We start from the raw sequence: 13,485 nt of genomic DNA on the forward strand, positions 1-13,485 counted from the left end.
GACCACGTCGAGCTATTCGCCGAAGAATACTTCTTCCGAGCATATGCTGGCCTTTTACCAGCCCTGGGAAGAACTGCGCGAGCGCAAGTTCGACGGCCTCATCGTCACCGGGGCACCGATCGAGACCTTGCCCTTCCAGGACGTCCTCTATTGGCGCGAACTGACGCAGATCTTTGACTGGTCGCAGAGCCATGTTCAGGAGACCTACTGCATCTGCTGGGCCGGGCAGGCGGCGCTGCAGCATTTTCATGGCGTGCCGAAACACGAACTGCCGCAAAAGATGTTCGGTGTCTTTCGCCATCACGTCCGGGCCGGGCGCGACGGCCTGCTGCGCGGCTTCAACGATGATATTGCCGTGCCGGTCAGCCGCCACACCGAAGTGCGGCGCGAGGATTTGCCGGAGCATGCGGGCCTCACCGTGCTGCTGGAATCGGACGAGGCGGGTCTGTGTCTGGTGCGCGACGAGGCCAGGCGGCAGACCCATATATTCAATCATCTGGAATATGATACGGAAACTTTGGCCAACGAATACCACCGCGACGTGGCCGCCGGGGCGGAGATCGCGCTGCCGGCCAATTACTTTCCCGACGATGACCCGGCCCGGGCGCCGGTTAACCACTGGCGGGCCCATGGCAACCTGCTGATCGGCAACTGGATCAACGATCTCTATCAGTCGACCTCGTACGAACTTGTAAACATCCCCCAACAGCGGCGGCTGCGCTAGAGCACGTCGCAATATCAGGCGCCGATGAGGAAGCAATGGCGCAAGGGTAGGGCCTCGGATCTTACCTCGTTGAACCGTCCTGAGAGCTCGCGAAATTGCTGCAACCCGGCGGCCACTTCCTCGAGCTCGATGCCGGGGAATTTCTGCGCCGCGTAGGCGTTGGCCCGGGCGCCTTGGCGCAGGCGCCGGACCCAGGGTTTGACGGCGGCCAGGGTTTGGCCGCCGGCCAGGCCCAATCGCGCCACCGGGCCCAGTGCCAGAGAGGCGCCGGGAAAGGCGATCTCGTCAAGCGCCGCCACCACCTGCTCCGCCGCCAGGGGACCGTCGAGAGCGGCGATGTAGCGCGCCGCCAGGCCGGCGTCAGGGGCGCCGGTCGTGCCGCCCTCAAGCACCTCGCCGATCACCGCCACTAACTCGTCCAATTCGAAAGCCTGGCGGCTGACGGCGTTGGGCAGCTCGGAATCCAGGATCGCGTCGCAGGCCGGGCGAAATGCCACCACCGGGCGGCCCAGCAGATAGGCCTCGAGCCCCGTCGTGCAGCTATTGTGCAGCACCGCCTCGGCGGCCAGCAGCCAGGGGATGACGCTGCCCTCGTAGACCACCTCGACGTTGTCCAGCCCCCGGGCCTGGCGGCGCCATTCGTCGTGGTCTTCGGAAGGGTGCGGACGCACGATCAGGCGGTGCTCGGGGAAGGCCCGGGCCAGCACCGGCAGCGCCGCCGTGAAGCCGTGAAAAATCTCTCCCAGGAAGTCGCGCCAGTGGCGGAAAAAGGCGAGCTGGGATTGGTTGGTGATGGTGCCGCGCTGCTTCAGGGCCTCGATCCAGAAATCGTAACCCATGAAGTGGTTGTAGCGGCTGAAGTTGCCGTTGAGCAGCAGGTAGGGCCCAAAGCGGCGCCTCAGCGCCTCGGCCTGGGGCGCGAAAAGCCCTCGCCATTCGGGCCGCAGCAGGTCGAACCGGGGATTGCCGCTGAGGCGGATCTTGGCCGCCGCCTCGGGCGCCTTGAGGCGCACGTCGCCCGCCTGCACCTCGCCCCAGGCGAAAAACAGCGAAGCCTCGGCCAACGATTCGTTGCTCACGCGCTCGTGCAGGTAGGTATCGCGGTCGCGATAGACCAGGCCCTCCTCGCACCAGGCGGCAACCCGGCTGCCGGCCGCCTTGAGGCGACGAAAGTTGGCGGTCTTGGTGCGCCCGACGCTCTTGTCGATATAGATACCGCGGGGCAGGTGACGGCGCTGGGCCAGCATGGCGTTCTGCTCGCCCAGCAAGACCTGGTAGCCCTGCTCGGCGGCCACGGCGGCCAGCAGCAGCTTGGCGTGAAACTCACGCACCTTGGTCTCGATGGGCAAGAGCAGCCAGGGAGGCTGGGCACTCATGCCGCTCCCCCGATCTCGGCCAGCACCGCCGTCGCCACGCGCTGGCTGGCCCGGCCATCGGCATTGCCCGTCCATTTTTGCAACAGCGCCGCCGCGCCGCCCGGCAGTTCGGCGGCTGGCGGCCTGGGCGCCAGGGCATGGGCCCGCAAGCGCGCCACCAGGTCGGCTTCGCCAGCGGCGTACTCGGCGGCGTCTTCGAGATCGACGATATAAGGCGCCAGATCGGCCCGGGCCGCCTCGGCGAAGCGCGGCACGACCAGCGGCTTGCCGGCGGCTACGGCCTCGAACAGCGCCGTCGAGTTGAAGCCGAAGACGGCGTCGCTCTCAAGAATCAGAGCCAGCGGATCGCCGCCCGTGACGGTGCTGAGGTTGGCCGGCCGGGGCCCGGCCGCGGCCAGGGCGCCCTCCATGGCCGCAACCTCCAAGGGCGTCGGTTTCGCTTTGACCACCACCCGGATCCCGGGGTTCTGGCGCGCCAGGGTGACAGCGGCGCGATGGCAAGCCGCCAGCAGCTCGTCCCAGTTCCAATCGTCGCGTTCGTCGGCGAAGGGCTCGAGACCGCCGGGTACCCCGAAGCCGAGCTTGCGGGCAATGCGCGGCAAGCCGGTCTTGGGGCTGAAGGAAAAGAACAGAATTTGGCCCGGGCCGGCGCGGGGCTTTGGCGGCCCTGCCGCCGCTTCGCGCCGCCAGCGGTGGATGCGGTCCAAGCGCGGCATGCCGGTGACCGTCAGGCGCTCGCGGGGCACGATGCCGGCCGCCAGTTGCACGGCCCGCTCGATCTCGTTGTAGACCAGAATACGCCGGCCGCCGAAGGGGCCGCGGCGGCGGCGGTAGATATCGCTGAAGAATTCGACCCGTCCCGGGCTTTTCAGGTTCTCCTTGTGCAGCACGATGAAGGGCAGATCGAGCTCCTCCAGCGCCGCCGCCACCTCGCGTTCGGCGTAGTAGGCGAAATTGGCGGTGATCACGGCGGCGAAACCGAACCGCGCTTGCAGCCGCGCCATGACCCGCCTGGCAAACGCCCGGTAGGCGCCTTTGGCGGCCCCGATGGCGGGGTCAGGGGAAACATAATTGTAATCGTCCACCTCAGGCGGCAGGAAAGCCGAAACCATGGCCTTGAAGGCCTTGATCTCGACCATGTCGAGGTGCCAGAGCAGAAAGCGCGGATCGTCGCCGAAGGCACTGGCGGCATCCTCGAAAAGCCCCTGCTTGGCCAGGATCAAAAGCCGGGCGCCGGCGCCGCCGGCGGCCGCCGGTTTTTCGATGGCCAGGCCCAGCAAAGCCGCGGCCGCGGCCGCCAGGCGCAGCTTTGCGGCCCAGCGAAACCCGAACCACCAGAAGTGGCGGCGCCAGCTCATGGCGCTTTCACCACCTCGTGCAGCAGATCCGCCACGCGCCGGCCGGCGCCGCCATCGGCGTTGCCCAGCCAGTGCTCCAGCGCCTCGGCCTGGGGCGGGGCCAGTTCGGTGGCGTGGCCGGCGGCGTGGTTGGCCCGGGCGCTTTCAGCCAGGCGCTCGACCAGCTCGTCTTCACTGGCGGCGCGGCCGGCCGCCGAGCCCAGGTCGACCACATAGCCCCGGGTGGCCGGCGCCGCCGCCTCGGCAAACAGCGGCAGCACGATGGGCAGGTTGGCGGCCAGGGCCTCAAACAGCGAGGTCGAGTTGAAGCCGCAAAGCACGTCGGCGACGGTGATCTGGGCGAAGGGATCGCCGCCCACCACGAATTCCAGGTTGGCCGGCGGCTTGAAGCCCGGGCCGAAGCTCTCTTCCAGCACCAGGAGCGCCCGGGCGTGGTCCTTGGTCTTGATCACCACGTCGATGTCGGGCGCTGCCTCGGCCAGCCGCACCATGGCGGCGTGGCACTCGCGCACCAGCTCGTCCCAGCCCAGGGCCTCGAGGCCGGCGTCGAGGATCTCGCGCCGGCCCGGCAGCTTGCGCGAGATCAGCGGCGCGCCGGTGCGTGGGTTGAACGACATGAACAGGACCCTGGGCCGGGGCCCGGTGGCGCGCCGGGCGCCATTGAAGCCCTGGCGCCAGGCGTGGATGCGGTCGAGCCGCGCCATGCCGGTGACGCCGATGCGCTCGGGCGCCACCATGCCGGCGCGCACCTGGATGTCGCGCTCGATGGCGTTGTAGGTAGCGACAAAGCGCCCCTGGAAGGGGATTTTTCGCCGGCGGTAGACGTCTTCGTAGAAGCCCTCCAGCGCCGGGCTTTTGAGGCACTCCTTGTGCAGCGCCACCACCGGCGTGCCCTGGGCCTCGAGCGCCGCCGTCATCTCCTGTTCGGCGTGGTAGCTGAAGTTGCCGGTCAGCACCACGTCGATGCCGCGGCCCAGGCGGGGCCAGGCGGCGGCCCAAAAATCCCTGAGCTCGGCCTTGGCAGTGTCGTGCTCGGTGGCCGCCGAGCGGTAGTTGTTGTCGTCCACGGTGGGCGGCAAAAAGGCACGGTAGACGAACTTGGAATAGGCCCGGTCCAGCGCCAGCACGCGAAAGCGGCCGTCACGGCAGAGGCTGGCCATGACGTCCTCGCTGAAGCCGGGCTTGGGCAGCATCAGGGCAGTAACCGCCTGGGCGGGGTTTTGCGCCTCCGACAAGGTGACGATCTGGCCGCGCATCAGGCTGGCCGCCGGGCCGGCGCGGCCGGCCGCGGCCAGGCGGCCGAGCGGCCGGCCCAAAAGCTTGGTCGCCAGTTTGCGCCGCAGACGGTAGCGGAAACTGTGCAACATCAGGCCCGGTCCCCCGTGGTGGACAGCCCTACCGGCCATTGGCTACCTTCGCCCCCTCCCGGCAAAGGCAGCCCAATGTTCCGGCTCTCGAAAAAGCCCGCCAAACAGCTTCTGTATCTCTTCCTCTGGCGCGATCTGCGGCTGACGCGGGGCTGCGAGCTGGGCATCGATGCGGGCTGCGGCGACATGCAGAACAAGCCCGGCTTTGAAAGCCAGCGGTACCTAGGCATCGATCTCGACGCCGAGCGCCTGGCCGCCGCCCAGGCCCGCCACCCCGACGCCGAGACGCACTGCGCGGCGCTGCCAGAGGTGGCCGGCATTACGGGCGACTTCGTGCTTTGCGTCCAGGTCATGAACAATCGCTTCTTCGCCGTCGAGCAAACCGTGGCCGCCGTCCACGCCCTGGTGGCCATGGTGCGGCCGGGCGGCGTGCTGGTCTTCAACATCTCGAAGCGCGCCTTCCCATACCAGGCCGAGATCGACGCCCTGCTGGGCGAGAGCTTCGGCGATGTGCACAAGGCCGAATACGGCGCCCTCTCGGCCCTGGAGACCGTGCTCTCGCCGCTGCTGGCCGGAACCATGTTTTTTCTTCCCTTCCTGCGCCGCGGCGCCGGATACCAGAAGATCTACTATCGCTGCCAGGGGCGCACCGCGTCGTAACAGCAAAATTCACACCCCCTCCCTGCCCTCCCCCATCAAGGGGGAGGGGAAGAAACAAACTCCCTCCCCCACAAAACCGAAACTGGCGGAGGGTTGGGGTGGGGGGGGGCGCGACCGCCAGGGCGCAATCTTGAAAAGTCTCAGCCATCACAGACCTCGGCCACCTCGTTGGTGTTGATGCGCTTGAGGTTGAAGGGCGCGACCCCAGCTTCGTTCCAGCCCACGGCCAGCGTCAGGCCGATATGGAATCCGAAGCGGCGACAGAATCCGCCGGCATCGTCGGGGATGGCCCAGTCACGGCCATAGGGGTAGGAAACCCAGCGGGGACGCTGGCCGCAGATGTCGGCCAGGCAGGCGATGTTGGCCTCCACGTCGGCGGCCAGGCCGTCGCCCAACCGGGTGAAAGGGGCATGGCTGTGGCCGTGGGCACCGATGCAGTGGCCGGCCTGGTGCAATTCCTTGACGGCCGCTTCGTTCATGTAAAGATCGTCACAGAATTCCATTTCGCCGAGGCCGCGCTGGGCCAGCAACCGGCTCGATATCTCGTCCATCAAGTCGTAGGGCAGGACGAAGTTGATGAGGTACTTGAGGCGGCCGTCGTCGGGGCTATCGTAGACGTAGATGCGGGCCGCCGCGGCCGCCATCCCGGGGTCATCGCCGGGCCGCCAGCGTTCGGGCAGGAGCGCCATGAAGGCCTGGCGAAAGGCCTCGGGATCCATGGTCGCGCGCAACCAGTGGATCTTGTGGACCATCACGGCGCGCCGCTCGACCAGCGGCTTGGAGCTGATGAAAAATACCGCGCTGATGCCGCGGCGATCGAGAACTTGGCGCGCCGCCTGGTGGTGGTCGAGCATGCCGTCGTCCAAGGTCAGCACCACGCTGGGGCCGGGCAATGTACCCTGGCCGCGGACGAAGGCCTCGGCCTCCTCCGGCCTCGCCATGTGGTAGCGCCCGGCCAGCCAGTCCACCTGGGCCGCGAAGTCGGCTGGCGCCAGGGGATGGATACCGGGATGGGCGTATTGCGCCGGGTCGCGGATGTAATGGTAGTTGACGAACAGCAGCCGCTGGGACATGGCGCTAACCGTCCGGTGTTTGGCTGACGATGCGGTCGTAGAGGCCGCCCAGGCCGTGCGTGGCGGCGGCGGCGCGCAGCCCGGCCAGCTCGTCCGCCGCAATCAGGCCCCGCCAGATACCGACGCGGCGTTCCGACAAGGGCTCTCCCAGGCGTTCCAGCGTCGTGCTGGCCTTGCCGGTGGCGGCCAGGACGCGCTCATAGTCCTCGGCCTGGCCGGCAAAGCGGGCGACCTCGGGCTGCCAGGGCTCGTCCAGATGTTCCAGCACCCACGCCATGGTGGCTTTCGGATCGGCCACCAGGTCCTCGTAGCGCAGCTCCAGGAGATCGCTTCCCGTAAGCGCAGCGGCGGCGCCGAGAAAGGCACACCAGCGTTCGCTGAATTCCGCGATGCTGTCCCACTTGCCGGCCTGGCGCAGCGAGGCGAAGACATCGCGCGGATCGCGCACGATATGCAGGATCCTGGCGCCGGGCCAGGCTTCTCGGATGCGCCCGACGTGCAGGATGTTGCCGGGCGTCTTTTCGGCCCAGCGGCGCTTGCCCAGGCGGGCCGCATGGCCGCCAAGCAGGCCGTTGACAAAGGCCACGACGTCCGCCGATGCCCGGGCCAGATCGGCGGCTTGGCCGGGCTCCAGGCCGAAGAAGCCGCCGCAGCGGCCGACGTAGTCGGCCAGCGGCTCGCCGCCGCGGCCCAGGCCCGCGGCCCAGTCGACCTCGAACCAGTTGGTCTCGAGTCCGGCCGCGATGTTGGCGTGCTGGCCCAGCATGGCGCGCAACAGGCTGGTGCCGGACTTATAGAGGCCGCCGATGAAGATCGGCGTGGTGGGGCTCTCAGGCATCGGCCGGGCGCGCCATCAGCCATTCCGCCAGCTCGAGATCGAAGGGAACGTCGATGTTGACCAGCGGACGCTCGATGACCACGCCGAAGCAGCGCTCCTCCAAGAGATTGCGGTTTTTCTCATCCAGCAGGGCCGCCCGCGCCGCCGCGTAGCAGACGCCGTTGCGGTGGTAATAGTCCGGGATCTTCTGGCGGATGGAATAGAGCGCCCCGTCCTCGTGGTAATAGCCCAAGCTCCCCTCGCCGTCTCGCGTCAGGGTCTTGTGGGGGGTGAAGGAGCCCGGCGTCGGGCTGACCGTGGCGGCGGCGGCGAAACCGCCGTCGATGACCTTGCCCAGCGTGGCGGATACGTCGTCGGGGCGGCGCAAGGGACTGGTCGGCTCCAACAGGATGGTAAAGGCGAATTCGGTGCCATAGTGCGCCTCGGCCGCATGCAGGGCGTGGCGCCAGGCCGCGATCGAAGTGGCGCTGTCGTGGGATAGCTCGGGCGGGCGCAGGAAGAAGGCATCGAGGCCCGCGGCCCGGGCCTCGGCCGCCATCTCCTCGTCGTCGGTGGAGATCAGCGCCTGGTCGAGCCACTCGAGCGCGGCGCAGACCCGGCCGACATGGCCGATCAGCGAATGCCCGGCCACACGGCGGAGGTTCTTGCGCTTGATCGACTTGGAGCCGCCACGGGCCGGCACCACGGCGAGCACGCTATGGCCGCCCCAGGTCATGCGCCCTCCAGCCTCACCAGGCGGTCCTCGGCCTGGCTTTGCCGGGCGGCCTCGATGACCTCCATGACGGCCAGGCCGTCGGCTATGGTGCAGCTCGGTTCCTGCCCCTCGATCACGGCCAGGAACTCGCGGGCCACGGCCACGAACATGTCGTTGCGCTGGCATTCGAAGGGGGTCTCCTGCCAGCTCTCTTCGGGTTCCCGACCGATGGTCAAGCGGTTGGGATCGGCGGTCCACTCAAGCGTGCCCTTTTCGCCCACGAACTTGATGGTCTTCTCGTGCGGCCGGGCGTGCAGATCGAGGTGGATCGAAACCCGGGGGCCCCTCGGGTAGTTCAGCAGCAAATCGACATTGTCGTCGGCATCGATCTCCAGTTCGCTGAGCTTGTCGATGCGGGCGAAGACGCTCTCGGGCCGGCCGAAGAACCACAGCGCCTGGTCGATCCAGTGACTCTCGTCCAACAGCGCCCCGCCGCCCAGCTCACGGCTCGACATGAACCAGTCCTGGTAGGGCTCCCAGGGATGCCAGTCCGCCAGGTGGGCCGCCATCACGAAGCGCACGTGGTTGAGCCGGCCCAGCGCACCCGCGTCCAGCAGACGTTTCGCCTCCAGCAGCGGCGGCCACCAGCGCCAAGTGTAGCCCAGCAGCAGCGGAATTTCCGATTCGGCTACCGCCGCGGCCAGGGCCCGGGCCTCGGCGGCGCCTGGCGACACGGGCTTTTCCAAAAGCACGGCCAGGCCCGCGGCCAGCGCCGCCCGGGCCTGGCGGACGTGGAACTTGGTCGGCGAACCGATCACCACGCCGTCCAGGCTGGGGTCGCCCAGGGCCGTCGGCAGGTCACCGTAAGCGCCCACCACCGGCGTTGCCGCGGCCAGTTCAGCGCGCCGGTCGTGGCGCGGATCGAGACAGGAAACAAGGCAGTCCAAGGCTGCCAGGTTGGCGGCGTGGCGCTGGCCGACGCTGCCGCTGCCGATAACCAAGATGTGCCGTTTCGCCATGCCCCTCACCTCAGGCCGGCGACCATGGCCTGGTAGGCCTCGGGGTCGCAGGGAAATTCGACGTAGGCGGGGCCCGAAGCGGGATCCCAGGCAGCCAAGGCGTCGCCCAGCGCCACCTCGCCCTCGGCTCGGGTGCCAGGCAAGCCCAGCCCCTCCAGCGCCGCCAGCCAGGAAGGCTCGGCGATCAGCAACGGCGCCTGGGTGAGATTATCGGCCAGGGCGCGGCTGCGCACCGAGCCGAAACCGCCGTCGCTGACCAGCAGCACCAGGAGCGGTAGTTTCTCGGCCACCGCCAACTTGAGTTCCGCCACATGCATGCCGATGCCGCCGTCGCCGACCACCGCGACGCTGGGCAGGCGGTCGTAAAGTGCCGCCGCGATGGCCATGGGAATGGCCGTGCCCATGGTGCGCCCCTGGCCGGCCATCAGGCAGTGCCCGGGCTGGCGCGGCCGCCAGGCGTGCTCGCCGATAGTGCAGAAATAACCCGTGTCGAAGACCGCCCGCACCTCGTCGAAGCGGCGTTCGATGGCGGCCAGGGCGCGGGCCGGCGGGGCGCCAGCCAAGTGCTCGTCGAGAGCGCCCAGGGTCGCGGCCAGCAGATCCTCACCCCAGGATTTCTCGGCCAGGGCCGCGAACAGGGCCGGGGCCGCAGCGACACCGTCGCTGCCGACAAAATCGAAAGCCAGGCTGGAGGCCGCGTCGTCGAGGTTGACGGCGTCGCAGGCGAAGGGCTTGACGGCCAGCACCTCCTGCGGCCTGAGGCCGAGCCCGATGACCAGGTCGGCGGCCGGCAGCAGGCTCGACTCGGGCGCCTTCTCAAGGCCGGCGCCGGTGTAGACCCCGGCCGCCGGAAAAGCTCCCTCGTCGACCACTCCCTTGGCCGCGGCGGTGGTGAAGACCGGTATTTTCAGGCCGGCCAGGGCCGCCCCCCAGCCAGCGCGCAAGGCCAGGCTGCCGGCGATGACCAGCGGGCGTTCGGCCAGTTCCACCTCGGCCATGACCGAATCGTATGCCAGGGCGCCGAAGCCGCCGGGCTCGGGCGCCGCCTCGCCAGCCACCAACTCCAGCACCACCGGCCCCGGCACCTCGGCCGCCGCCAAGGCCGCGGCGTTGGTGAAAGAGCCCCCATCGCCCGCCATTTCACCCAGGCCATAGCGCCCCTTGCTGACCGCCGCCACCAGGGCCCCGTGGTCGAGGCCCTTGTGGCGTTGGCGCCAATCGACGTCGGCCGGCAGCGCCTCGCAAAGCGCCACGATGGGGAAGCTTTCGAACCAACACGCCGCCAGGCCAGGTACCAGGTTGGCCAGCCCCGGCCCCTTGATGGCCAGCGCCAGTCCGGCCCGGCCCGAAAGCCTGCCCTGAGTGCCGGCCATGATGGCCGCCGCCGCTTCGTGGTGGCAGAGATGAAAGACCGTACCCTGGCGCTCCAGGGTATCAAGCAGTTCAAGACTGGCGCCGCTGCCGGGAATGCCGAAGACCGGGCCGTGGCCCGCCATTTCGCTGGCCAGGATCTGCCACCCCGCCATCAGCTGTCGAGACCCAGGTGGGCCGCGATCTTCTCGGCGGCGCGGCGGCAGACCAGGCGTACGGCATCGGGACTGAAGCCGCCGCAGTGCGGCGTGATGAGCAGATTGTCGTGCTCGCGGGCGTAGGCCATCAGGGGATGGCCGGCGACCTCGGGTTCGCCCTCCAGCACGTCGAGGCCGGCGGCGCCCATGCGGCCGCTTTGCAGGGCCACCAGCAGCGCCGCTTCGTCGACGATGGCGCCGCGCGAGGTGTTGATCAGGATCGCCCCGGGTTTGATGGTGGCGAGCAGCTCGGCCGAAATCAGGCCGCGGGTTTCGTCGCTCAAATGGACATGGACCGAGATCACGTCACAGCTCTCGAAAAGTTCGTTCAGGCCGGCCGGCCGGATGCTCTCGGGCCAGGCTTCGACGAAGGGGTCGTACCCCACCACGGTCATGCCGAAGGCCTGGCCATAGCGTGCCATCCAACCGCCGATGCGGCCGCAACCGATGAGCCCGAGGCGCTTGCCGTGCAACATCAGGCCGGGGAAATCCTCGCGCCTCCAGCCGCCTGCGCGGGTGTGGGCCAGCGCCGCCGGCAGGCGGCGCGCGGCGGCCAGCACCAGGGCCCAGGAAAGCTCGGCCGCCGGCGTGATGTTTTGCAAGAGCTCACGATCCTCGCGCAGCGTGTGGACCGGAATGCTGCGGCGCAGGCATTCGCCACGGTCAATGTGGTCCGATCCCGTGGTGGCGCAGCTGATGACTTGCAGGTCCGGCGCCGCGGCGATCATGCCGTCGTCGATATGCACCTGCATGGAGGCATCGAGCAGCGCGCTGGCATCGAACAGCGCCTCGGCCACGGCCATCGGCTCGGCCTCGACATAATCGAGCTCGGCCCGGCCGGCGATCGCCTCTTCCAGGGCGGCGAAGCCCTCGGGGGCGCCGAGATAGACGATCCGCGCCGTCATGCGCCCGATCTCCGCAACAGGGCGTAGAGCCGGTCGGCCCGGCCCGACTGCTCGAGATGGTCCTGCCAGGCCCGATCGAGGGCCGGATTGTCGAGCTCGGCCAGCACCTCATCGCCCGAGGGCCGGGCCTCGCGCATCCAGGTGACGGCGTTGGAAAGCCCGTAACGCTGCACGTAATCCACGCGTTCGACCTCGAGGCCGGCCCGCTCGGCCACGGCGGTCAGCGCCCCGGCATCGAAATACCAGCGGTGGTGAACGCGATAGAAGAAACGGCGGTAGGCCTCGCCGGCCAGCTCCAGCAACCCGTCATCCCGGTTCGGCGTGCTCAGCAGCAGACGGCCCTCAGGCTTCAGCAGCGTGGCGATGTCGGCCAGAAATCGTTTCGGATCGGCAACGTGTTCGATGACGTCGAAGCTGAAGGCCCAGTCGAGGCTGCCGGCATGGGCGGAAGCTTCGCTGGCGAAGGAGTAAACCGTAAACCGCCGTTCCCTGAGCGCATCGTGATAGGCGCTGCCGGGTTCGATGGCCACGACCACGGCGGCCGGGCCGGCCACCTGGTCGAGGAAGGCGCCGCCGGCGCAGCCCACGTCGGCGATCAGGCAGCCCTGCAGCGAGACCGGACCCAGCACCTGAAGGCGTTCGCTCTGCTGGGCCTGGTGGCCGGCCAGGAAGGCAGCGGTATCGTTGCCTTGGCCCAACGATTTGCGGTAGTCGGGGTCGGCGTAGAATTCCTCGTCGCGGCAATTTTCCTCGTCCAGCCGGTCGGCGCCGCAGAGGCCGCAACGCGCCACCACCGCCTGGGCCGTCACCGAGCCGAAACGGCCGTTGCGGACCGGTCCCTGGTGCACCGGGCTCCAGTCCTCGGCGGCGCAGATGGCGCAAGGAGCAAAGGGGGCGAATTCGGCCATCTCAGTAGGCCAGCCGCTTCTGGATGCTGATCTCGGCCGTGGCCAGGATCTCGGCGATGCGCCCGCCCGCCCGGCCGTCGCCGAAGAGCGCCGAAGGGGCGTAGGGGCCGTGCTCGACCTGAGCCCCGATGGCGGCGCCGATGGCGGCGGCGTCATGGCCCACGTGAGCCACGTTGTCACCGTGCTCGCGGCCCTGCTGGCGGTTGCCGATGTTGACCGCCGGCACGCCCAAAAAGGCGCCTTCGCGAAGGGCCGACGAGGAATTGCCCACCAGGCAGGCGGCGTTCTTGATCAGGCGGGCGTAATCCTCGGTGGCGAAGTTGCGGTAAAAGTGGAGCCAGTCGGGATCATGGCGCTCACGGTACATGCGCAGGCCCTTGGAAACGTCGTCGGAACCGGCGTCGACGTTGGGCCACAGCCAAGCGGTCTGCAGGCCGGCCTGCTCCACCGCCGCCAGGGTCTGGTTGATCTGCGCGAAACCCTGGCCGTATTCGGTGGTCACCGGGTGCTGCAGCACCACCAGGTAGGGCTTGGTGGGATCGAGACGGGCGCCGACGCCGCGATAACGCTCGAAGATGTCGGCCGGCAGGCCGAGATCGATATGCGCCACCACGTCCATGGCCGGGCAGCCGGTCAGGTGTACGCTTTCGGGCGTCTCGCCCAGCCGGATCAGGTTCTGGCGCGAAAGTTCCGTGGCGGGAAAGTGGAGGTGCGAGAGTTTGCTCACGGCGTGGCGCACGCTTTCGTCGATCGAGCCCGTGACCTCGCCGCCCTGGGTGTGGGCCAAGGGTATGTTCATGTAGCTGGCGGCCACCGCGGTGGCCATGGTCTCGAAGCGGTCGGCCACGGTGAGCACCACGTCGGGGGCGATGTTCTCGAATTGCGTCGCCAGTTCCATGATGGCCATGCCGGTCGACTTGGCCATGGTGGTGGGGGTCTCGCCCTCGACGATGGAATAAACCGTGGCCACCGGTTCGAAGCCGTCGTCGCGGATG

General features: G+C 68.6%; 13 protein-coding genes. 2 read left to right on the forward strand and 11 right to left on the reverse strand.

Annotated elements, in window-relative coordinates; translation table 11 throughout:
• Nucleotides 1-724: homoserine O-succinyltransferase (locus QGG75_00720; GenBank protein ID MDP6065768.1), on the forward strand; the 724-nt coding region annotated here is incomplete at its 5' end.
• 14 nt (nt 725-738) lie between these two features.
• Here QGG75_00720 and QGG75_00725 read toward each other — a convergent pair.
• Genes QGG75_00725 through QGG75_00735 form a run of 3 tightly spaced genes read right to left on the reverse strand, consistent with a single transcriptional unit; the run spans nt 739 to nt 4,825 of the window.
• Nucleotides 739-2,100: a hypothetical protein gene (locus QGG75_00725; GenBank protein MDP6065769.1), complete on the reverse strand. Its 1,362-nt coding sequence runs from the start codon at nt 2,098-2,100 to the stop codon at nt 739-741.
• Nucleotides 2,097-3,458: a hypothetical protein gene (locus tag QGG75_00730; protein ID MDP6065770.1), complete on the reverse strand. Its 1,362-nt coding sequence runs from the start codon at nt 3,456-3,458 to the stop codon at nt 2,097-2,099. Before QGG75_00730 ends, QGG75_00725 begins: the two co-directional genes overlap by 4 nt.
• Nucleotides 3,455-4,825 (reverse strand): hypothetical protein, encoded by a 1,371-nt coding sequence (locus tag QGG75_00735; GenBank protein MDP6065771.1) that lies wholly within the window; start codon nt 4,823-4,825, stop codon nt 3,455-3,457. The genes QGG75_00730 and QGG75_00735 overlap by 4 nt, the downstream gene beginning before the upstream one ends.
• 75 nt (nt 4,826-4,900) lie before the next feature.
• On the opposite strand from QGG75_00735, the gene QGG75_00740 reads away from it, so the two are divergent.
• On the forward strand, nt 4,901-5,485 hold the full coding sequence (locus QGG75_00740) for a class I SAM-dependent methyltransferase (protein ID MDP6065772.1): 585 nt from the start codon (nt 4,901-4,903) through the stop codon (nt 5,483-5,485).
• 140 nt (nt 5,486-5,625) lie between these two features.
• Here the strand turns inward: QGG75_00740 and QGG75_00745 are convergent, their stop codons facing one another.
• From QGG75_00745 to neuC, 8 genes are all read right to left on the reverse strand, one after another.
• Complete coding sequence (locus QGG75_00745) at nt 5,626-6,558, reverse strand: polysaccharide deacetylase family protein (protein ID MDP6065773.1); 933 nt, start codon at nt 6,556-6,558, stop codon at nt 5,626-5,628.
• Nucleotides 6,559-6,562: 4 nt separating this feature from the next.
• A complete protein-coding gene (locus QGG75_00750; protein MDP6065774.1) occupies nt 6,563-7,396 on the reverse strand; it encodes a sulfotransferase in 834 nt (277 codons plus the stop codon).
• A complete protein-coding gene (locus QGG75_00755; protein MDP6065775.1) occupies nt 7,389-8,111 on the reverse strand; it encodes an acylneuraminate cytidylyltransferase family protein in 723 nt (240 codons plus the stop codon). Before QGG75_00755 ends, QGG75_00750 begins: the two co-directional genes overlap by 8 nt.
• Nucleotides 8,108-9,109 carry a Gfo/Idh/MocA family oxidoreductase gene (locus tag QGG75_00760; protein MDP6065776.1) on the reverse strand — a complete coding sequence of 334 codons (1,002 nt, stop codon included), beginning with the start codon at nt 9,107-9,109 and terminating at the stop codon, nt 8,108-8,110. The genes QGG75_00755 and QGG75_00760 overlap by 4 nt, the downstream gene beginning before the upstream one ends.
• Nucleotides 9,110-9,114: 5 nt before the next feature.
• Nucleotides 9,115-10,635 carry a thiamine pyrophosphate-binding protein gene (locus QGG75_00765; GenBank protein ID MDP6065777.1) on the reverse strand — a complete coding sequence of 507 codons (1,521 nt, stop codon included), beginning with the start codon at nt 10,633-10,635 and terminating at the stop codon, nt 9,115-9,117.
• Nucleotides 10,635-11,582: an NAD(P)-dependent oxidoreductase gene (locus QGG75_00770; protein ID MDP6065778.1), complete on the reverse strand. Its 948-nt coding sequence runs from the start codon at nt 11,580-11,582 to the stop codon at nt 10,635-10,637. Before QGG75_00770 ends, QGG75_00765 begins: the two co-directional genes overlap by 1 nt.
• Nucleotides 11,579-12,490 (reverse strand): class I SAM-dependent methyltransferase, encoded by a 912-nt coding sequence (locus QGG75_00775; protein MDP6065779.1) that lies wholly within the window; start codon nt 12,488-12,490, stop codon nt 11,579-11,581. The genes QGG75_00770 and QGG75_00775 overlap by 4 nt, the downstream gene beginning before the upstream one ends.
• Before the next feature lies 1 nt (nt 12,491).
• Nucleotides 12,492-13,485: UDP-N-acetylglucosamine 2-epimerase (neuC, locus tag QGG75_00780; GenBank protein ID MDP6065780.1), on the reverse strand; the 994-nt coding region annotated here is incomplete at its 5' end.

This window comes from Alphaproteobacteria bacterium (assembly GCA_030740435.1).
Classification (GTDB): domain Bacteria; phylum Pseudomonadota; class Alphaproteobacteria; order UBA2966; family UBA2966.